Source organism: Klebsiella pneumoniae (genome assembly GCF_000742135.1).
GTDB classification, from domain to species: Bacteria; Pseudomonadota; Gammaproteobacteria; order Enterobacterales; family Enterobacteriaceae; genus Klebsiella; species Klebsiella pneumoniae.
This window is the reverse complement of the sequence record NZ_KN046818.1, coordinates 304,934-326,313: the sequence shown is the minus strand read 5'-3', so window position 1 is coordinate 326,313 and position 21,380 is coordinate 304,934. Positions and strand designations below refer to the sequence as shown.

Below are 21,380 nucleotides of genomic sequence, written 5' to 3'. Positions count from 1 at the left end.
CTTTTATTAAGGAATTCAAATGCAAGCGGCAACTGTAGTTATCAACCGCCGCGCTCTGCGACACAACCTGCAACGTCTGCGTGAACTGGCGCACGCCAGCAAACTGGTTGCGGTAGTGAAAGCGAACGCCTACGGACACGGTCTTCTCGAGACCGCGCGAACGCTGACCGACGCCGACGCCTTTGGCGTCGCCCGCCTGGAAGAGGCGCTGCGCCTGCGAGCGGGGGGCATCGCCCAGCCGATCCTCCTGCTGGAAGGCTTTTTTGCTGCGGAAGACCTGGCGGTGATCGCCGCCCAGCGCCTGCATACGGCGGTGCATAGCCCCGAACAGCTGGCGGCGCTGGAGCAAGCCGATCTCCCCGAGCCGGTGACCGTGTGGATGAAGCTGGATACCGGCATGCATCGCTTAGGAGTGCGCCCGGAGGAAGCCGAGGCGTTTTATCAGCGTCTGAGCCAGTGTAAAAACGTCCGCCAGCCGGTGAACGTGGTGAGCCACTTCGCGCGCGCCGATGAGCCGACCTGCGGCGCCACCGAACGCCAGCTGGACATCTTCACCACCTTTACCGAAGGCAAGCCGGGCTTGCGCTCTATCGCCGCCTCGGGCGGCATTCTGCTGTGGCCGCAATCGCATTACGACTGGGTGCGCCCCGGAATTATCCTGTATGGCGTGTCGCCGCTGGACGATCGCTCCACCGGCAGAGATTTTGGCTGCCAGCCGGTGATGACCCTGACGTCCAGCCTGATTGCGGTGCGCGAGCATAAAGCAGGGGAGCCCGTCGGCTACGGCGGCACCTGGATCAGCGAACGCGATACCCGTCTCGGCGTGGTGGCGATGGGCTATGGCGACGGTTATCCGCGCGCGGCACCGTCGGGCACGCCGGTGCTGGTCAATGGCCGGGAAGTGCCGATTGTCGGCCGGGTGGCGATGGATATGATCTGCGTTGACCTCGGACCGCAGGCCCAGGATAAGGCCGGCGACGCGGTAGTGCTGTGGGGAGAGGGGCTCCCGGTAGAGCGCATCGCCGAGATAACGAAAGTGAGTGCTTACGAACTTATTACGCGACTGACCTCCCGCGTCGCCATGAAATACTTCGACTAAGCCTCTGGCGTACCGGATAGCACAGAGGCTGATCCGGTACGCACCAGGCCTGCGGCGCTCAAAAAAGCGGTTTATACCGCTGCGCGGTCACTTTCCCCTCAACATCCTCTCGACCTGCCGTCATATCCGGTTTATTGTGTAAGAACCTGCCCCATGTAAACCTGGAGATACATCGCGTGTTTCAAAAAGTTGACGCCTACGCCGGCGACCCTATTCTTTCTCTGATGGAACGCTTCAAAGAAGACCCGCGAAGCGACAAAGTCAACCTGAGTATCGGGCTGTACTACAACGATGACGGCATTATCCCGCAGCTGCAGGCGGTGGCGGAAGCGGAAGCACGCCTGAACGCCGAGCCGCATGGCGCCTCGCTGTATCTGCCAATGGAAGGGTTGAGCGGCTACCGTCAGGCGATTGCGCCGCTGCTGTTTGGCGCAGAGCATACCGCGCTTAAGCAAAATCGCATTGCCTCTATTCAGACGGTCGGCGGTTCGGGCGCGCTGAAGGTCGGGGCCGACTTCCTCAAACGTTACTTTCCTGAGTCTCATGTCTGGGTCAGCGATCCGACCTGGGAAAACCACATCGCCATTTTTGAAGGGGCTGGCTTCGAAGTAAGTACTTACCCCTGGTTTGATAAAGCCACCAACGGCGTGCGCTTTGAGAACCTGCTGGCGACGCTGCAAACGCTGCCGGCCCGCGATATTGTGCTGCTGCACCCTTGCTGCCACAACCCGACCGGCGCCGACCTGACGCCAGCCCAGTGGGACCGCGTGGTTGAGGTATTGAAAGCGCGTCAGCTGATCCCCTTCCTCGACATCGCCTACCAGGGCTTTGGCGGGGGGCTGGAAGAGGATGCCTACGCCATTCGCGCCATCGCCAGCGCCGGGATGCCGATGCTGGTCAGCAACTCGTTCTCCAAAATTTTCTCGCTGTACGGGGAGCGCGTCGGCGGTCTGTCCGTGGTCTGTGAAGACAGCGAAACCGCGGGCCGCGTGCTGGGTCAGCTGAAGGCCACCGTGCGCCGCAACTACTCCAGCCCGCCAAGCTTTGGCGCGCAGGTGGTGGCGACGGTGCTGAACGATGCAGCTCTGAAAGCCACCTGGCAGGCGGAAGTGGACGCCATGCGCGCGCACATCCTGACCATGCGCCAGGCGCTGGTCGACGCGCTGCAGCAGGTTGCCCCGGGCAGCAAAGTGGATTACCTGCTCAAGCAGCGCGGGATGTTCAGCTATACCGGATTTAGCGCGGCGCAGGTGGATCGTCTGCGCGATGAGTTTGGCGTCTACCTGATTGCCAGCGGACGCATGTGCGTGGCGGGGTTAAACTCACGTAATGTTCAGCAGGTAGCGAAAGCTTTTGCCGCGGTAATGTAAGCCGCTCTCCAGCAGGTTGTCTCTGCCGGTCAACGGGCAGGGGCAACCCCTCGGATGTGATCATCCTCTTTTTCTATGACATCTGCGCGAAAAAGGCTTTTCATCCATGCCGCCGGCGGGTAAGGTCGGGACGTTGATAAGCATGCACATTATTGAAAACAATAATGATTGATAGATTTAGGGATAAATATGCGCAAACTTACTCTCGCCCTTGCGGCGGCTTCTCTCCTGTTCACGCTGAACAGCGCCGTTGTGGCGCGCGCCTCCACGCCGCAGCCGCTGTGGGTCGGCACCAACGTGGCCCAGCTGGCCGAGCAGGCGCCGATCCACTGGGTTTCGGTGGCGCAAATTGAGAACAGCCTGCTGGGGCGGCCGCCGATGGCCGTCGGCTTTGATATCGATGACACCGTCCTCTTCTCCAGTCCGGGTTTCTGGCGCGGGCAAAAAACCTTCTCTCCCGGCAGCGAGGATTACCTGAAAAACCCGCAGTTCTGGGAAAAAATGAACAATGGCTGGGATGAATTCAGCATGCCGAAAGAGGTGGCGCGCCAACTGATTGCGATGCATGTGAAGCGCGGGGACAGCATCTGGTTCGTCACCGGCCGCAGCCAGACCAAAACCGAAACCGTTTCTAAAACCCTGCAGGATGATTTTCTCATCCCGGCCGCCAATATGAATCCGGTGATTTTCGCTGGCGATAAGCCTGGCCAGAACACCAAGACCCAGTGGCTGCAGGCGAAGCAGATAAAGATTTTCTACGGCGATTCGGATAACGATATCACCGCCGCCCGCGAAGCGGGCGCCCGTGGCATCCGCGTGCTGCGGGCCGCCAACTCCTCCTATAAGCCGTTGCCGATGGCTGGCGCGCTGGGCGAGGAAGTAATCGTCAATTCCGAATACTGATGACCGCCTGAACGCGATAAACGGCAGCGACGGCGCTGCCGTTTTTTTATGCAAAATCAGGGGTGGAAGGTTTTACCTTTTCACGTATTGCTGCACACTTAGAAGGATTCATTCGCAAAAGGAGTCAATGATGTGGTATCAGCAAACCCTGACGCTTGGGCCAAAATCCCGCGGTTTTCATCTGGTCACCGACGAAATCCTTGGCCAGATCCGCGGGCTGTCCGGGGTGAAGGTTGGCCTGCTGCACCTCCTGCTCCAGCATACTTCCGCTTCCCTGACGCTCAACGAAAACTGCGATCCCACCGTCCGCTATGACATGGAGCAGTATTTTCTCAACGCCGTACCGGACAATGCGCCGTATGAACATGACTATGAAGGCCCTGACGATATGCCGTCGCACATCAAATCATCGATGCTTGGCGTGTCGCTAATGCTGCCGGTCGAGGACGGGCGCGTCAGGCTGGGAACCTGGCAGGGCATCTGGCTGGGGGAGCATCGGATACACGGCGGTTCGCGGCGCATCGTTGCGACGCTCATGGGGGAATAAAAGATGACAATTTCGGAGTTATTACAGTACTGCATGGCGAAACCGGGAGCAGAGCAGAGCGTCCACAGCGACTGGAAAGCCACGCAGATTAAGGTCTCAGACGTGCTGTTTGCCATGGTGAAGGAGGTTGAGGACCAGCGGCCGGCGGTCGCGCTGAAGGCGAGTCCGGAGCTGGCTGAGCTGCTGCGTCAGCAGCATCGCGATGTCCGGCCCAGCCAGCATCTCAATAAAGCGCACTGGAGCACCGTCTATCTGGATGGCTCGCTGCCGGATTCGCAAATCTACTACCTGGTCGATGCGTCTTATCAGCAGGCGGTGAAAATGCTGCCGGAGCCGGTCCGGCAGCAGCTTACCCGCTAATTATTTCAGCATGGGCTTCAGGAAGCGCGCGGTGTGCGAGGCTTCGCACTCGGCCACGGTTTCCGGCGTACCGGAGACCAGGATTTCGCCGCCGCCGCTGCCGCCTTCCGGGCCGAGATCGACAATCCAGTCGGCAGTTTTAATCACATCGAGGTTGTGCTCAATCACCACGATGGTATTGCCCTGATCGCGCAGCTGGTGCAGGACTTCTAGCAACTGCTGGATATCGGCGAAGTGCAGACCGGTGGTCGGCTCATCGAGGATATACAGCGTCTGGCCGGTACCGCGCTTGGACAGCTCGCGCGCCAGCTTCACGCGCTGCGCCTCGCCGCCGGACAGGGTCGTCGCCGACTGGCCAAGGCGGATATAGGTCAGGCCGACGTCCATCAGGGTTTGCAGCTTACGCGCCAGCGCCGGCACGGCATCAAAGAATTCACGCGCCTCTTCAATGGTCATATCCAGCACTTCGTGGATGGTCTTACCCTTGTACTTAATCTCCAGCGTTTCGCGGTTATAGCGTTTGCCTTTGCACTGGTCGCACGGCACGTAGATATCCGGCAGGAAGTGCATTTCGACCTTGATCACTCCATCGCCCTGGCAGGCTTCGCAGCGCCCACCGCGAACGTTAAAGCTAAAGCGCCCCGGCGTATAGCCGCGTGAGCGAGACTCCGGTACGCCGGCGAACAGCTCGCGCACCGGGGTAAACACCCCGGTATAGGTTGCCGGGTTGGAGCGCGGCGTCCGGCCGATCGGGCTCTGGTCGATATCGATCACTTTATCGAAATGTTCCAGCCCCTGGATATCGCGATACGGCGCTGGTTCGGCGATGGTCGCGCCGTTGAGCTGGCGCTGGGCAATCGGGAACAGGGTATCGTTGATCAGCGTGGATTTACCCGAGCCGGAGACGCCGGTGATGCAGGTAAACAGGCCCACTGGCAGGGTCAGCGTTACATCCTTCAGGTTGTTGCCGCGCGCGCCGGTCAGCTTGAGGACTTTTTCCGGGTTGGCGGGCACGCGCTGTTTCGGCACTTCAATTTTGCGTTTACCGCTCATGAACTGCCCGGTCAGGGATTCCGGTACCGCCATAATGGCCTCCAGCGGCCCTTCCGCTACTACCTGGCCGCCGTGAACGCCAGCGCCGGGACCGATATCGATCACATGGTCGGCGGCGCGAATGGCGTCTTCGTCGTGCTCAACGACGATCACCGTGTTGCCTAAATTACGCAGGTGGATCAGGGTGCCGAGCAGGCGTTCGTTATCGCGCTGGTGCAGGCCGATAGAGGGTTCATCCAGCACGTACATCACGCCAACCAGCCCGGCGCCAATCTGGCTTGCCAGACGGATACGCTGGGCTTCGCCGCCGGAGAGCGTTTCCGCCGAGCGGGAGAGCGTCAGGTAGTTGAGGCCGACGTTGACGAGGAATTTCAGACGATCGCCAATCTCTTTCAGCACTTTTTCGGCGATTTTCGCCCGCTGTCCGGAGAGCTTCAGATTGTTGAAGAAATCCATCGCATGGCCGATGCTCATATCGGAAATGGTCGGCAGCGGGGTGTTTTCCACAAACACGTGGCGCGCCTCGCGACGCAGACGCGTGCCGTCGCAGCTGGCGCACGGACGGTTGCTGATGAACTTCGCCAGCTCTTCGCGCACCGCGCTGGATTCCGTCTCTTTGTAACGGCGCTCCATGTTATGCAGCACGCCTTCGAACGGATGGCGGCGCACCGAGGTATCCCCGCGGTCATTCATGTATTTGAATTCAATACTTTCTTTACCTGAACCGTACAGCACCACTTTCTGCACGTTGGCGCTGAGGGTGCCCCATGGCGCTTCGACGTCGAATTTATAGTGCTCCGCCAGCGACTTCAACATCTGGAAGTAGTAGAAGTTACGCCGATCCCAGCCGCGGATGGCGCCGCCCGCCAGCGACAGCTCGGGATTTTGCACCACGCGATCGGGATCGAAATATTGCTGCACGCCGAGGCCGTCGCAGGTCGGGCAGGCGCCCGCCGGGTTGTTAAAGGAGAACAGACGCGGCTCCAGCTCGCGCATGCTGTAGCCGCAGATCGGGCAGGCGAAGTTGGCGGAAAACAGCAGTTCTTCCGCTTTCTCATCATCCATATTAGCCACAATGGCGGTCCCGCCGGAGAGCTCCAGCGCGGTTTCAAACGACTCGGCCAGGCGCTGCGCCAGATCGTCGCGCACCTTGAAGCGGTCGATGACTACCTCAATGGTGTGCTTCTTCTGCAGCTCCAGCTTCGGCGGATCCGACAGATCGCAGACCTCGCCGTCGATCCGCGCGCGGATGTAGCCCTGACTGGCGAGGTTTTCCAGGGTTTTAGTGTGCTCGCCTTTGCGCTCTTTAATAATGGGCGCCAGCAGCATCAGGCGCAGGCCTTCCGGCTGGGCGAGGACATTATCGACCATCTGACTGACGGTTTGCGCCGCCAGCGGCACGTCGTGATCCGGACAGCGTGGTTCGCCGACGCGGGCGTACAGCAGACGCAGATAGTCGTGAATTTCGGTAATAGTACCCACCGTCGAGCGGGGGTTGTGAGAGGTTGATTTCTGTTCGATGGAAATCGCCGGCGACAGCCCTTCGATATGGTCGACGTCCGGCTTCTCCATCAGCGACAGGAACTGTCGCGCATAGGCGGAGAGCGATTCGACGTAGCGACGCTGGCCTTCGGCATACAGGGTGTCGAAAGCGAGTGAAGATTTGCCAGACCCGGAAAGCCCGGTGACGACAATGAGTTTGTCGCGCGGGATAACGAGGTTGATGTTTTTGAGATTATGGGTGCGGGCGCCCCGAACTTCGATCTTATCCATTCACCTTTCCCGGTAGGTAGATACACGGATTGCCTGGTTTGCTTGAAGGACAAACGGCAGAAACGGCTAATTATGACACAATTTAACCTGAATGAATATACAGTATCGGAATGCAAATTCGGGTCGAGTGTGCAACAATGTCGTAGCCGGGTACTATCTCTGGAATCAGCCTCGCAGCTATTAAAATGCTACGTGGAAATGGTACACTCGCGCGTTTACACTATTAAGAAACGTATTCAGGAGACACGAACATGGCCAGCAGAGGCGTAAACAAGGTGATTCTCGTCGGTAATCTGGGGCAGGACCCGGAAGTACGCTACATGCCAAGTGGCGGCGCTGTCGCCAACTTCACGCTGGCAACTTCCGAATCCTGGCGTGACAAGCAGACCGGCGAAATGAAAGAGCAGACCGAGTGGCACCGCGTTGTGCTGTTCGGCAAACTGGCGGAAGTCGCTGGTGAGTATCTGCGTAAAGGCTCTCAGGTGTACATTGAAGGCCAGCTGCGTACCCGCAAGTGGACCGATCAATCCGGTCAGGACAAATATACCACCGAAGTGGTGGTGAACGTGGGCGGCACCATGCAGATGCTGGGCGGCCGTCAGGGCGGCGGCGCACCGGCAGGCGGCGGCCAGCAGCAGGGCGGTTGGGGTCAGCCGCAGCAGCCGCAGGGCGGCAACCAGTTCAGCGGCGGCGCGCAGTCCCGTCCGCAGCAGCAGGCCCCGGCAGCGCCTTCCAACGAACCGCCGATGGACTTCGACGACGACATCCCGTTCTAAGGCTTGCCTTAGGCGCACTGTCTGCGCAGTCGAAAACAGAAAGCCCCGGTTTCGCCGGGGCTTTTTCTTTGTTATTCCTGCACCGTCATTTCAGGATGGAATTTGACCTACGGTAACGAGCGATTCAGATGACGGGCACCTGAGCGGTGGCGGCTGTCGCCACGCTGGGCTGCGGTTTGGCTGGCTGCGCCACCGGCTCCTGCCGCGGTACGGCCGTCGCTTTCTGTTTGCGGGCCATGTCATCGACGATCAGCCGATAGGCGATGTAATACTTATAGATATTGCTGACGTAGGTTACCGTCTCGGCGCCAATTTTTTCTGCCGCCATCTTAACCTCCAAAGGGTACTCCCGCCGACATAAGGCGGGAGGGGAATTTGGACGGGCTTGAAAAGCCCGAAGAACCATCAGCCACGCTGATTCTGAATGTATTTTTTTACAACCTCCAGCGGCGCACCTCCGCACGAACCGGCAAAGTATGAGCGAGACCACAGTACCGGTTTGTCGTAAGCCCCACGCAAGTCCAGAAATTCATTACGTAAACGGCGGGAGGGTACTCAATCAACATATGCACGTGGTCGGACTCACCGTTACTTTCTTTCAGTTCAGCACCAAAATCACGGCATACCTGACCTGCATACTGATGAAAAGCGATGTAGTGTAAATCACCGAGAATTTTCCTTCTGTATTTGGTCACAAATACGAGATGAACATGCAGAAGAAAAGCAGCATGTCTTGAACGGTTGATTTTGTATTCTTGCATTGAATTTAACCAGATTTGCGGTACGATACCGATTATATCTACTACACACTGAGCACATATGCTAATCCTGAAAGCCTACAAGTTCAGACTGGAACCCACAGAAGAGCAGTCGCAACGTTTGCGTCAGCTATGCGGTTGTGCCCGTTCGGTCTGGAACCACGGGCTTGAAGAGACGACGCGCATTCTTGAGTCAGGCGGTAAACTTCCCTCTGCTTTTGAGCTGAACAGGATGCTCACAGTGTGGAAGAAAACACCGGAACTCGCCTACCTGCAAGAGGCTTACACCGATAACCTTCAGCAAAAACTTAAGGATTTACACGGTGCATGGAAACGCTGTTTTGATAAAAAACTTGCAGCAAAAAAACCTGTATGGAAACGGAAAAATGACGGCAGAGACTCAATCAGGTTCGTCAATTTTGAGAAATATTGTCGCCTTGAGAACCGCAGAGTAAAACTGCCGTCGGGACTCGGGTGGATAAAATTCAGACAATCGCAAGATGTGAACGGCAAAATCAAAAATGCCACGATCAGTCAGTCAGCGGGCAAGTGGTATGTGTCGTTCCAGGTAGAAATTGAGACAGACAAACCAAAGCATGAATCAACGTCAATGGTCGGACTGGATGCCGGAGTAACGAAACTCGCCACGCTTTCAGATGGCACGGTATATCAGCCCGTAAATAGTTTTAAAGCAAGCCAGCGTAAGCTGGCAGTGCTTCAACGCCAGTTAAGCCGTAAAGTTAAATTTAGCGCCAACTGGCAAAAACAGAAGCAAAAAATTCAGCGTCAACACTTGCATATTGCCAATCTCCGCCGCGACTACCTTCACAAAATCACAACGACAATCAGCAATAACCACGCGATGATCGTCATTGAAGATCTGAAGGTCAGTAACATGTCGAAGTCGGCGAAAGGTACGGCGGAGCGGCACGGACGAAACGTCAGAGCCAAATCAGGCCTGAACCGCTCGATACTGGATCAGGGCTGGTACGAAATGCGCCGTCAGCTTGAGTATAAGCAGCTCTGGCGTGGAGGTCAGGTTCTGGCGATACCTCCGGCATACACCAGCCAGCGTTGTGCCTGCTGTGGTCATACAGCGAAAGAGAACCGTTTGTCACAAAGTAAATTCGAGTGTCAAATATGTGGCTACACCGCGAACGCCGATATCAACGGTGCACGTAATATTTTAGCGGCAGGACATGCCGTGCTTGCCTGTGGAGGGATGGTGCAGTCAGGCCGCCTGTTGAAGCAGGAACCGGACACTGAGCGATCAGATGTCACCCACTAACGGGAATCCCCCTCCTGAGTCACGAAGTGCGAAGGTGGGGGAGGATGTCAAATTTTCGACGTTACCGAACCAGACGTTCGGGTCAAATCCTCGCTGTTTAGTCATGGTGCGCAGGCGGGCGATACGCGCCGGACCCGCGTTATAGGAGGCAAAGGTAAACAGCGTTTTATCGAGCCGGGTCATGGGCTCATCGGCATAGTACCGATCCATCATCCAGCGCATGTATTTCACGCCGGCATGGATATTGGGATCCAGCTGTTTAATATCACCCACCTTCAGCTCTTTTCCAGTGCTGGGCATCACCTGCATAACGCCGATGGCGCCGACGTGGCTCCGTACCGACTGATTCAGCCGCGACTCCTGGTATCCCTGGGCCGCCATCAGCAGCCAGTCGACGTCATAACGATCGCCGTACTTGCGGAAGACATCTACCATCGCGAGGAATTTGCGTCGTTCCTTATTCGCTGCGGCATTTTTGACATATTTAGCATTTTTCAGGTAACGCAGCAGGAGAGTATTGCCCAGCGTGGTGCCCTGGCGATTCTTTTTGACGAAGTTGTTCAGTACCGTCAGCAGCTGCGGGCTGTCTTTGCGTACCGCCCAGGCAATGTCGCCGCCGTCGCGCAGCACCACGTTGTCATGGACCTGAATTTTTGGAAACACCTGTTTCCAGAACAACGCTTTATGCTGATCGACGACGATCAGCGGAATTAGCCCGGCGTTGAGCATTTCCAGCAGATCTTCATCCTCCAGCGCTTCCGGCGCCGCCTCCAGTATCACCGGTGGGCGCGACTCACCGGCAAATCGGGCGTTCAGCGCTTGCAGGCTGTCGTAATAGCTGGAGGAGCGGCGAACAAAGACGGTTTGACCAGAGAGTTGCTCCAGGCTGTCGACCTTCGGTGAAGCCGGGCCGGAGATCAGTAATTCTTTCACGTTGCTGTAGAGCGGCTGGGCGAAATCGACCTGTGCTTCCCGCGAGGGCGTGATAGTCAGATTGGCAGCCGCAATATCGCCTTTACCTTCATTAAGCGCGATAAAGAGATTGTCCCGACTGACCGGCACAAAAACGATATGCAGCTTCAGGTGGCGCTGTTTGAGCTTTTTATCCTTCGCTAGCTGTTTATTCAGCTCGTTTTCCAGCGCGATAAAAATGTCGTGCGTCGCCCCGCGCTGGGTGCCTTTATCAATAAAAAAGAAGGTCTTGCTGTAGGTGGTTAATACCCGAATGGTACGACGGTCGATCATGCTAGGCAAATCGCCTCTCCATGGCCGTAGCATATCGTCGATATGAATCGATAGCGTGTTGTCTTCGGCTGCTGCCGGCGGCGCTTTTTCCGCCTCTACTGCCGGCAGCAGAGGAGCGAATAACAGTGTCGCGAGGCAGGTGAGCCAGGCGATAAACAGACGTGATAGCGAGTAGGCGTTCATGGAGGAATACTCCGCAGGGGATGTGATTATTTTAGCAGAACGGCCGCCGTTAGCTGGGAACGACAAGGGCGTAAAAAACATAACAATGCCGACAAATAGTTTTCTCCCATTTTATCGCTTACTATTAATGTGTTTTTATCTTTAATTTAACTATGGAGATAATATGGCGAAAATGTGTGTTTTTAATGATAAATAGAAAATAATGATGATGTTTTTATTTTATTTCTCCCCATCTGTTTTGTTGTAACCTTTTGATTGTTGGTGTTTATTTTATTTTTCTCCGATATTGATTATTATCATCTTGATAATGAATCTCATTTTTATTACCGTAACACGGCACATTACTCTAATGACACGCTGTCTGGATTACGCTATCAAAGAATAGCGCGCAGCGCTTTTTCTCTAATGATGAAACAGGGCACTTAATTTTATTATGCCTCATGCTTTTTTTTATTCCCATTAATGCCGGGAAGGCGCTGACCTGCGCCAAAATCTGGCGACGCGCTGAGGCAAGTATTTTATCCCATTGTTTTTTCAATTGGGGAAGGCGTTATGCCCGACAGCAACAGAAAACAGGGCATATTCTATGAAATACACGTCTCACTTCCCGCTGGGGATCGTCATTCCTCTGCTCGCCTGTAGCGTGCCGCTGCAGGCGGCAGAGAACATGACCGAACAATCGACGCCTGACGAGAGCGCCGCCACTGCCGAAAATCACGAGGAGACGATGGTCATAACCGCCGCCAGGCAGAACCTGCAGGCGCCGGGCGTGTCGACCATCACCGCAGAAGAGATCCGCAAACATCCCCCCGCCCGCGATGTGTCGGAGTTAATTCGTACGCAGCCCGGGGTAAACCTGACCGGCAACTCCACCAGCGGGCAGCGCGGCAACAACCGGCAAATTGATATCCGTGGCATGGGGCCCGAGAATACGCTGGTGCTGGTCGATGGTAAACCGGTGACCAGCCGTAACTCGGTGCGGTATGGCTGGCGCGGCGATCGTGACTCCCGCGGCGATACCAGTTGGGTGCCAGCGGAGATGATCGATCATATCGATGTGATCCGCGGCCCGGCGGCGGCGCGCTATGGTAATGGCGCGATGGGCGGGGTCGTCAACATCGTGACCAAACCGACCACGCGAGAATGGCACGGGTCGTGGAATACCTATATGAATGCTCCGCAGCACCGTAAAGAAGGGGCGACGAAACGTACTAACTTTAGCCTCAATGGTCCGCTGTCGGACAGTGTCAGCTTCAATCTCTGGGGTAATCTGAGTAAAACCCAGGCCGATGCACAGGATATTAACGCCGGGCATGAAGCGGAACGTACCGGTTCCTACGCCGGTTCTTATCCCGCCGGACGTGAAGGGGTGGTGAACAAAGATATTCACAGTAAGCTGCGCTGGGAGTTTGCCCCGATGCAGGCCCTGGAGTTTGAGGCCGGTTACAGCCGCCAGGGTAATCTCTATGCTGGCGACACACAAAACACCAATACCAGTACGCTGGTGAAGAGTATGTACGGGAAAGAGACCAACCGTCTCTACCGGCAAACTTACGGCGTAACATGGACCGGCGGCTGGGATAATGGCGTGACCAGCAACAGCTATGCCCAGTACGAACACACCCGTAACTCGCGAATGGATGAAGGGCTGGCGGGCGGTACGGAAGGGATCTTCTCCAGTAGCGAGTTTTCAGATATCGATCTGGCCGATGTCCTGCTACATAGTGAAGTGAATATTCCGTTTACGCTGGGGGTCGATCAGAATCTGACGCTGGGGACAGAATGGAATCAGCAGCGGATGAAAGATGGCGTATCGACAACCCAGGCGCTCTCTTACGGCACTATCGATGGCGTATCGGCTACCGGTCGTAGCCCGTACTCCAGCGCCGAGATCTTCTCGCTGTTTACCGAAGATAATATGGCGCTAACGGACAGCACCATGCTGACACCCGCTCTGCGCTTCGATCATCACAGCATCGTCGGCAATAACTGGAGTCCCTCACTGAACCTGTCCCAAGAGCTGACGGACGACTGGACGCTGAAGCTGGGCATTGCCCGTGCTTACAAGGCGCCTAACCTCTACCAGTTGAACCCGAACTATATTCTCTACAGCAACGGTCAAGGCTGTTACGCCAGTAGTTCCGCCTGCTATCTGATGGGGAATAGCGATCTGAAACCGGAGACCAGCGTTAATAAAGAGATTGGTCTTGAGTACAAGCATGATGGCTATCAGGCGGGGATCACCTGGTTCCGTAACGACTATCACAATAAGATTGAGTCAGGGTATGCGGCGGTGGGTACCGCCAGCAACGGCACCACCAATATCTATCAGTGGGAAAACGTACCAAAGGCGTTAGTGGAAGGCCTGGAAGGAACGCTGAATCTGCCGGTGGGGGAGACGGTTAACTGGAGCAATAACCTGACCTGGATGCTGCAGAGCAAGAATAAGACGACCGGCGACCGGCTGTCAGTGATCCCGCAGTTTACCCTGAACTCGACTTTGAGCTGGCAGGTTCGTGAAGATCTCTCCCTGCAGAGCACCTTTACCTGGTATGGCCGACAGAAACCAAAACGCTTCAATTATAAGGGCGAGGCGGTCAGCGGCAGCGAACTAAACGAAGTCAGCCCATACAGCATTGTCGGCCTCAGTGCGACCTGGGATGTGAACAAAAATCTGAGCTTCACCAGCGGGATAGATAACCTGTTTGATATCCGCCACTACCGGGCAGGGAATGCGCAAACGACCGGCAACGCGACGACGGGAGCTTATCTGTATGGCGCGGGTGCCGAGACCTATAACGAGTCGGGGCGGACCTTCTTTATGAGCGTTAATACTCATTTCTGATGATCCTGATGAGGAGTAAACCGGGTGCAGCGCGACCCGGTTTTTTTATTTCAGATGAGAGCGGAGGAGGCGGTTATAAATCGTGACAAAATCTTCACGCCCTCTACATTATTAGCTCAACATATCCTTTTATACTGATTTCCGTCGCGCAAGGTCGTTGATCCCGACCGGGTTCGATAATAGCATCCTGCTATTTCCCTTCTGTAATATCCCCTGTCCCCCTTCCATTCCCAACCGCAGCGATGCGGAGGAGGGGGACCTCCTTATTTTTGCCGCGTGATCTGATAGCGATACTGAGTGGGCGTGAGCGCATGATATTTTTTGAAGGTACGATTAAACGCACTGAGATCGTCATAACCGACCATCATACAAATATCGACGATTCGGTAACCAGGCGTTGTCAGTAATAAACGGCAACACAGCGACATGCGCTGCTGGCGGATATATTCCATTGGCGAACGATCAAAATAATGACGAAAGAGCCGAAACAAATGCCAGGGGGAATAACCAGAGATATCGCTCAGATCGTCTACGGTCAGTTTCTTATCCAGATTATTATCGATCCACAAGAGCAGGTCGCTTAAGACCGATTGCTGGAGCGTTTTGCTACGCATAATTGCGGCCAATCCCATAACGCAGGGCTCCTCAGTGAGGAGCCCTGGGGTTTATTGAACAGTGAGTGTGCCGTGGCGAACCTGATAATTTTTTTGATTATCAGGGCCAATATAGTCGCTGGCGGGTTTTGCCAGCTGCAGATGACCAAAGGCGGTAGTTTGCTCTGCATGATAATTTTCGCCGTCATTCACGTCGCCGCGCCCGTTATAACGGGCAATAGCCGGGAAGGGATACACCGGACGAGTCGCGATAACAGCTGGAGCGGCGTCAGCGTAAGGCTGACTGACTTTCTGCACGCCGTGAAACTGCGTTTGCGCATCTGGTTTTTCTGTCATCGGCGGCAGGTCGGCAGCGGCTGTTGCCCGTTTGCCGGCCATGATCTCCTGCGGCGCGATACCTTCCTCGGTCCAGCGCATCAGCGGAGTAAGGAGATCAATTTGATCGTAACCTTCGCCATTACCGCAATGGGCTACCCCAGGCAGCAGGAATAACCGCAGGAAGGTATCCGTTGCGGCATGGCCCATCTCTGCTTCTACGCCGCGATAATAGGCGATAGAAAAGGCCGGACTGACGGAGTCATCGGCCAGACCGTGCCAGAGGATAAGCTTGCCGCCGCGCTGTTGATAGGCATGAAGATTGGTATTTGCCGCGTTATAGAGCGGCGCCAGTTGGGCGACGGCGTCAAAATTCTGCTGGTTAAGCGGGAAATCCCGCATCGATTGGATCTTCTGTTTTTCTCCTGGCAGGAGCACGGATTGCAGAGCCGGTAGTACCATCATTTCCGACATTGAGTGGCCGGTCGGCGTCTCGGGCACCGGCCAGCGTAGCTCGGAACCCAGCGGCAGACCGCCCGCGACGAACTGGGCGCCGTGGCTGTCGTAAGCCCCGCGGTAGAGCTTTTTCACCACCTCGATCTCTTCCTGCGTCAGGCAGGTAGAACGATCCCGAGCATCGGCAGGACAGCGGGGGAGCCATGACTCAGAGAACTGACAGGCATACGGATTTTGCAGGATACCATCCTGCACGCCGGAAAGCGTCGGGCAGTGAGCCAGCACGGCCTGGTGAATCAGAGGAAGGCGATTTTTCAGCAGGATAGCGGTACCGTCCGGGCGCTGATTGGCGGCCACATTCCAGCCGTGGAAGAAGGAGTTCTGAAACTGGAAAAAGGCCGCTGGCGCGCCAGCGCTGATACCGTCAAAATCCTGCGGAAAGCGCTGCGCTTCCATCAATGCTTCGCGACCGCCGTCTGAGCAGCCCATAAAGTAGGCATACTTTGGCGGCTGGCGGTAAAGCGTCTGCATCACCGCTTTGGCCAGCACGGCGGTCAGGTGGTTGGCGCGCCAGGCAAAATCGATGCGCTTTTGCGGATCTTCGGCTCATGACGCATCCATCATACTGCCATGGTGCCCCATATCGGTTGCTGCCACCACAAACTCGCCGTTCATTGCCGGCAGGCAGCCGCTGGCATTCGACAGACTCAGGTTAATACTCCCGCACAGTCCGCCACAGCCGACCTGCAAAAAACGTTGACTCCAGCGTTGAGTCGGCAGGGCAATCTGCACGCCAATCTCAGGGGCGATAGTGGCGCTCACCTTGCACCAGCTTCCCTGCGCGGAGGTCTGCATTTCAGTGTGATTGATAGTGACCTTTGCGCCAACGGCCGCGCTGAAGTCGGTAGCGCTTAGCGCATCGCATGTCAGCGCGGGAAGAACGATCGGCAGACTGGCGACAGCCTGCGTGGGTGAAGCGAACGATAACCCGAAGAGGGCGCAGAGGATGATGGGCAAGATTGTCTTGAGTAAGCGTGTCATACGCAGTTCCCTGTGGCTGATGATGGGAGGCGGCAGGATGGCGAAACCTATGCCTCACCTTCCCTGGCGAGGCGCCACTGCTTGGCTATTGTAGATAACGATAGACTTTCCTTGATGCCTTGATAAGGCGACCCTACTGTATTCTGCTATTTTGAGGAAAATATGGAGATGTTTGCCAACGGCGTCTGGCGGTGAATTCGGGGTAGAATGTTGTGATATCAGTTGCATAATTTATTCAATTTCTCTTCATTAAATCTGCTGGGTTGCAGGTTATTTTTCTCCCTGTTCCTGGTGATCCCAGAGAGCATCATTCCTAACGAGATCCTTCCCCCTTTCCATTAATAAGAAAGGGGGCTTTTTATTAATAAAACGTTCAGGCAAATCTAAATATAGTACTGGTGTTGGCCATTAGAACAATGCGCTTCAGAAAAAGTTCCATCATTAAATATATTTTTAAAGATGCTTTAATATCCATTTTTTCTCCATTTTGTCGCCATAATTGCATGTAATTCTGCGCCTCGCTCAGGTTATTTTCTGTCGCATATTTTAGAGATGCATCCTGAACAAATAAGCTCAACGCCAGCAGAACACTGCTATTGCTCATTATCTCGTAGACGACACATTCATGTTAAAAAAGACTCATATCATCAGCGGATTATTGATCGCCCCTTTAACGTTATATGCCGCAACATCATATCAAGTTGATGATATCCGTTTTGAAGGGCTACAGCGCGTGACCGTCGGGGCGGCGCTATTAAGTATGCCATTGCACGCGGGAGATGCGGTGACGCCAGAAGATGTCAGCGAGGCAGTGCGCGCGCTGTATGCGAGCGGCAATTTCGAAAATGTGCAGATCCTGCGCGATGGGAAAACGCTGGTGGTGCAGGTTAAGGAACGGCCCACTATTGCCAGCGTCAGTTTTTCCGGGAATAAGGCAGTGAAGGATGATGCGCTAAAGGAAAATCTCACCGCGTCCGGTATTTCTGCAGGTAGTGCACTGGATCGAAATTCGCTTAGCGAAATAGAAAAGGGGTTGCAGGATTTCTATTACAGCGCGGGGAAATACAGTGCGCAGGTTCACGCGGTGGTGACCCCGTTACCGCGTAATCGCGTTGACTTAACGTTCGTTTTTCAGGAAGGCATCTCGGCGAAAATCGCACAAATAAACATTATCGGTAATCAGGCGTTTCGGGAAGAGACGCTCCTGGACCAGCTTCAGCTACGTGATAATGTGCCGTGGTGGAACGTGGTAGCCGATAAAAAATACCAGAAGCAGAAGCTGGAAGCCGATCTGGAAACGCTGCGCAGTTTTTATCTCGATCGCGGCTATGCGCGCTTTGCTATCGAGTCCACGCAGGTCAGTATGACGCCAGATAAAAAATCCCTGTATATCACTATCGCCCTCAATGAAGGCGAACGTTATCGGGTCGACCGAACTCAGGTGACAGGCGATCTGGCTCAGCATGGGCCGGAGATCGAGGCGCTTGCCCAGCCGCTGGCGGGGGCATGGTATAGCGGGGCGCAAGTCACCACGGTTGAAAATGAGATCAAAAAGCACTTTGGTAAGTATGGTTATGCCTGGCCGCAGGTGACGTCCACGCCGGAAATCGATGATGCGCATCACCGCGTGGTGCTGCATATTCAGGTCAACGCGGGCCGCCGCTACTCGGTACGCCAGATCCGCTTTTCCGGTAACGACACCTCCCGGGACGCGGTGCTGCGTCGTGAAATGCGCCAAATGGAAGGGGCGTGGCTCAACAACGAAAAAGTCGATCAAGGGAAGGTACGTCTTGATCGAACGGGTTTTTTTGAGAACGTTGAACAGCAGATCGTTCCGGTCAATGGAACGGCGGATCAGGTCGATGTGGTCTACAAGGTGAAGGAGCGCAACACCGGCTCATTCAATGTGGGCCTGGGATTTGGTACGGACAGCGGCGTGAGCTATCAGCTTGGCGTGACGCAGGATAACTGGCTGGGAACGGGTAATAGCGTTAGCTTCAATGGGACGCGCAACAGCTACCAGTCTTATCTTGAACTGGGGGCGACGAACCCGTGGTTTACCGTAGATGGCATCAGCCTGGGCGGAAAGATTTTTTATAACAGCTATGATGCTTCTGATGCGGATGCCGGGAGCTACAACCAGCAGAGCTATGGTTTAGGTAGTACGCTAGGGTTTCCCATTAGCGAAAATAACTCCCTGAACCTGGGACTGGATTATGTCCATAATCGCCTGACCAATATGGATCCGGAGCTGACGACCTGGCGCTACCTCAGCTCTCGGGGAATCGAGCCCAGCGTGGTGACGAAAGATGGCGACAGCGGCGCAAAATATAGCGCCAACGATTATTTTGTGAGTCTTGGATGGGGCTACAACGATCTCGATCGCGGCTTCTTCCCGCGTGCGGGAAACAAGAGCAGCCTGAGCGGTAAAGTGACGCTCCCCGGTTCGGATAATAGCTACTACAAACTCTCTTTTGACACTGCCCAGTATCTGCCGCTGAGCGAGAACAAGCGCTGGGTCTGGATGGAACGCCTGCGCGCAGGCTATGCCGGCGGGTTAGACGGCAAAAGTGTGCCGTTCTACGATAACTTTTACGCTGGCGGTTCGTCGTCAGTGCGCGGATTTTCTTCTAACACCATTGGGCCTAAAGCGGCCTATTACCGCTGTAACGGTAGCGAAAGCAGCTATAGCGCCTGCCCGCTGGACGCCTCGTCTGATGCGGTCGGCGGGAATGCCATGGCGGTGCTGAACAGCGAATTTATCATTCCAACCCCCTTTGTGAATGACAAATACGCCGATAGTCTGCGAACCTCGCTGTTTGTTGACGCGGGGACGGTCTGGAGTACATCCTGGCACAACACCGCGCAGACGCTGGCGGCAGGGATCCCTGACTACGGCGATCCGAGTCATATTCGTCTCTCCGCGGGGATTGCCGTGCAGTGGATGTCTCCCCTCGGTCCACTGGTCTTCTCCTGGGCAGAGCCGTTTAAAAAGTACGATGGTGATAAAGCAGAACAGTTTCAGTTTAATATCGGCAAAACCTGGTAGGGCTCCAACGGGGCCTGATAGACCGGCGTGGCTATATTCTGTGGACTGTCCTCCGACATAGCGATTGAGCAGAATATACTCAACCGCTATGTCGATATTATCGCTAAGGAATGCGATCTGGCGGGACACCCGCGACATTTACCCGAGCGCGGTCTGCGGGCCTCGCGGACCTGGTGACGTACGACGAGGTAACCACGCAATAAATAGCTGCCTGCTATGGTCCTCTCTTCTTGCCAAACCGCGGGTAATACTCAGTGCTGCATCATCTAATACCAATGGCTGAGGCCTCATCCAGAGGGACTAAGACGTATTGTCAATTAAGTTTATATTATCTTATTTTTTATTATATTTTCTTTTTTAAGGTTAATTTGGCTGTTTTTCATCAGGCCTAACCATAAATTTAGAGAGGGAAATGAAACGTTACTAATAATGGAGTATGTTGTTAGGAATTGTCTTAAATCACATAATTGTCAGGGGTGCTTGCGATTTATAACAATGAATGCTATCACTATATATTGTAATAATTTGTAGCATCTTTATAAGGAAGGAATATGAAATGGACTATTCTTAATACCCTGATCTGCCCGCAATCTGGTATCGCCTTCTCGGCTATATCCAGTCTGCGTTTCTTGAAATTTATCATGTGGTACGAGGCTGATGTAATCCTGTTGCCCGGTGAGTCGATAAGACTCTATTCCTCGAGAGTTTTAATTAATGACCAGTATCATTCATTAAAAATCTATAATATTACGGTGTACGACGAGGCGCAGTGGGAAAAATTACGTGAGCGACCATCGTGCCCTTACCATGCCGGTGGCGAGCGGTCTGACTCCTGTTTTTACCAGTCCTTTTGCACGATTAAGCGTTGCCCGAATAATATTCCCCGCAGTGAACCCTGGCGTTAGCCAGTCCACGCCGCCGGTCAGACACCGGCGGCGTGACCTCATTTCGCCAGCAGGGCGGCCAGTCGAGGCTGGACGCTTGCGCAGCCGGCCAGCACGAGGTTGCCTCGCCGCAGGCCCGCATTGGCGAGAAACGCATTGCACGTTCCGCCCGCCTCCTCAATCAATAGCATGCCTGCCAGCGCATCCCAGCTGTTCATATGCGCTTCATAATAGGCGTGGAGCTGACCGGCGGCGACATGCGCCAGCATCAGGGCGCCCGCGCCAAAACGGCGATACTCCAGACCGGCGTCGAGCAGCGTGTCGATGGCCCGGGCGTAGTCGCTGGCCGGGGCCCGGCTGGAGCGCCCCATGCCGATCACCACCGCATCGGGCTCCGGCTCGCGTAGCGTCAGGCGCCGACCGTTGAGATACGCGCCTTCGCCGCGGGCGGCGAAGAAAAATTCATCGCGATCGGGGGCGTAAATGATGCCGAGCGACAGCTCGCCCTGGCACACTCGTGCCAGTGAGATGCACCAGTAATCCATGCCGAGGATAAAGTTGGTGGTGCCATCGACAGGATCCAGCACCCAGACGGTCTGGTCGTCGCCTTCAAAACCGCTCTCCTCGCCGAGGAAACCCTCCTCGGGAAAGTGGGCCTGCAGCCAGCCTTTAATCTCTTGTTCTACCGCGAGATCCGCCTGCGACACAAAGTCCTGGCGCGCTTTTTTATCGACCTGTAATCCCGCATCGCGCAGCGCCTGGGCGTGGGTGCCTGCCTGGCGAATCAAGGCGCATAATGACTCTCGTTGTGCTTCCGTCAT

Annotated in this window: 14 protein-coding genes and 4 pseudogenes; 10 read left to right on the top strand and 8 right to left on the bottom strand. The window is 55.3% G+C overall.

Annotated features, from left to right (window positions below; translation table 11 throughout):
- Nucleotides 1–19 precede the first annotated feature (19 nt).
- The 5 genes from alr (at nucleotide 20) to DR88_RS23375 (ending at nucleotide 4,279) form a co-directional block, all read left to right on the top strand.
- The gene (gene alr / locus DR88_RS23355) at nucleotides 20–1,099 is read left to right on the top strand and encodes an alanine racemase (RefSeq protein WP_004146616.1); all 1,080 of its coding nucleotides are present in this window, start codon (nucleotides 20–22) and stop codon (nucleotides 1,097–1,099) included.
- A gap of 176 nt (nucleotides 1,100–1,275) precedes the next feature.
- Complete coding sequence (gene tyrB, locus DR88_RS23360; RefSeq protein ID WP_025862139.1) at nucleotides 1,276–2,469, top strand: aromatic amino acid transaminase; 1,194 nt, start codon at nucleotides 1,276–1,278, stop codon at nucleotides 2,467–2,469.
- Nucleotides 2,470–2,658: 189 nt separating this feature from the next.
- Entirely contained in the window at nucleotides 2,659–3,372 is a 714-nt protein-coding gene (aphA, locus tag DR88_RS23365) for an acid phosphatase AphA (RefSeq protein ID WP_023319487.1), read from the top strand.
- Nucleotides 3,373–3,502: 130 nt separating this feature from the next.
- Complete coding sequence (locus tag DR88_RS23370) at nucleotides 3,503–3,919, top strand: secondary thiamine-phosphate synthase enzyme YjbQ (RefSeq protein WP_002884951.1); 417 nt, start codon at nucleotides 3,503–3,505, stop codon at nucleotides 3,917–3,919.
- A 3-nt stretch (nucleotides 3,920–3,922) separates the two neighbouring features.
- Nucleotides 3,923–4,279, top strand: a complete 357-nt coding sequence (locus DR88_RS23375) for an MmcQ/YjbR family DNA-binding protein (protein ID WP_002884953.1) — start codon at nucleotides 3,923–3,925, stop codon at nucleotides 4,277–4,279.
- Here the strand turns inward: DR88_RS23375 and uvrA are convergent, their stop codons facing one another.
- Nucleotides 4,280–7,105 carry an excinuclease ABC subunit UvrA gene (gene uvrA, locus DR88_RS23380; RefSeq protein WP_004146620.1) on the bottom strand — a complete coding sequence of 942 codons (2,826 nt, stop codon included), beginning with the start codon at nucleotides 7,103–7,105 and terminating at the stop codon, nucleotides 4,280–4,282.
- 251 nt (nucleotides 7,106–7,356) lie between these two features.
- Here uvrA and ssb1 point away from each other — a divergent pair, with 251 nt between their 5' ends.
- Nucleotides 7,357–7,881 (top strand): single-stranded DNA-binding protein SSB1, encoded by a 525-nt coding sequence (gene ssb1 / locus DR88_RS23385; protein WP_004151744.1) that lies wholly within the window; start codon nucleotides 7,357–7,359, stop codon nucleotides 7,879–7,881.
- A 124-nt stretch (nucleotides 7,882–8,005) separates the two neighbouring features.
- Here ssb1 and DR88_RS23390 read toward each other — a convergent pair.
- Nucleotides 8,006–8,209, bottom strand: a pseudogene (locus tag DR88_RS23390) (lytic transglycosylase F); the annotation flags it as partial.
- 77 nt (nucleotides 8,210–8,286) lie between these two features.
- Nucleotides 8,287–8,642: pseudogene (tnpA, locus tag DR88_RS27550) on the bottom strand (IS200/IS605 family transposase).
- Nucleotides 8,643–8,700: 58 nt separating this feature from the next.
- On the opposite strand from tnpA, the gene DR88_RS23395 reads away from it, so the two are divergent.
- Nucleotides 8,701–9,927 carry an RNA-guided endonuclease InsQ/TnpB family protein gene (locus DR88_RS23395; protein ID WP_004146623.1) on the top strand — a complete coding sequence of 409 codons (1,227 nt, stop codon included), beginning with the start codon at nucleotides 8,701–8,703 and terminating at the stop codon, nucleotides 9,925–9,927.
- A gap of 42 nt (nucleotides 9,928–9,969) precedes the next feature.
- Here DR88_RS23395 and DR88_RS23400 read toward each other — a convergent pair.
- Nucleotides 9,970–11,355, bottom strand: a pseudogene (locus DR88_RS23400) (MltF family protein); the annotation flags it as partial.
- 586 nt (nucleotides 11,356–11,941) lie between these two features.
- On the opposite strand from DR88_RS23400, the gene DR88_RS23405 reads away from it, so the two are divergent.
- Nucleotides 11,942–14,200, top strand: a complete 2,259-nt coding sequence (locus DR88_RS23405) for a TonB-dependent siderophore receptor (RefSeq protein ID WP_025862231.1) — start codon at nucleotides 11,942–11,944, stop codon at nucleotides 14,198–14,200.
- Nucleotides 14,201–14,463: 263 nt separating this feature from the next.
- On the opposite strand, the gene DR88_RS23410 is transcribed toward DR88_RS23405, so the two are convergent.
- The 3 genes and pseudogenes from DR88_RS23410 to DR88_RS0124995 all read right to left on the bottom strand — a co-directional run bounded on the left by DR88_RS23410 (nucleotide 14,464) and on the right by DR88_RS0124995 (nucleotide 17,230).
- Complete coding sequence (locus DR88_RS23410) at nucleotides 14,464–14,832, bottom strand: helix-turn-helix transcriptional regulator (protein ID WP_002885023.1); 369 nt, start codon at nucleotides 14,830–14,832, stop codon at nucleotides 14,464–14,466.
- Nucleotides 14,833–14,865: 33 nt separating this feature from the next.
- Nucleotides 14,866–16,626 (bottom strand): annotated as a pseudogene (locus tag DR88_RS0125005) (tannase/feruloyl esterase family alpha/beta hydrolase).
- Between the two features lie 373 nt (nucleotides 16,627–16,999).
- Nucleotides 17,000–17,230 carry a potassium:proton antiporter gene (locus tag DR88_RS0124995; RefSeq protein WP_004146634.1) on the bottom strand — a complete coding sequence of 77 codons (231 nt, stop codon included), beginning with the start codon at nucleotides 17,228–17,230 and terminating at the stop codon, nucleotides 17,000–17,002.
- A 21-nt stretch (nucleotides 17,231–17,251) separates the two neighbouring features.
- On the opposite strand from DR88_RS0124995, the gene bamA reads away from it, so the two are divergent.
- Both bamA and iraM read left to right on the top strand, forming a co-directional pair.
- Nucleotides 17,252–19,675, top strand: coding sequence for an outer membrane protein assembly factor BamA (bamA, locus tag DR88_RS23415; protein WP_004146635.1), 2,424 nt, complete (start codon nucleotides 17,252–17,254; stop codon nucleotides 19,673–19,675).
- 551 nt (nucleotides 19,676–20,226) lie between these two features.
- On the top strand, nucleotides 20,227–20,580 hold the full coding sequence (gene iraM, locus DR88_RS23420) for an anti-adapter protein IraM (RefSeq protein WP_002885039.1): 354 nt from the start codon (nucleotides 20,227–20,229) through the stop codon (nucleotides 20,578–20,580).
- A 38-nt stretch (nucleotides 20,581–20,618) separates the two neighbouring features.
- Here the strand turns inward: iraM and DR88_RS23425 are convergent, their stop codons facing one another.
- Entirely contained in the window at nucleotides 20,619–21,380 is a 762-nt protein-coding gene (locus DR88_RS23425; protein ID WP_031280973.1) for an inositol monophosphatase family protein, read from the bottom strand.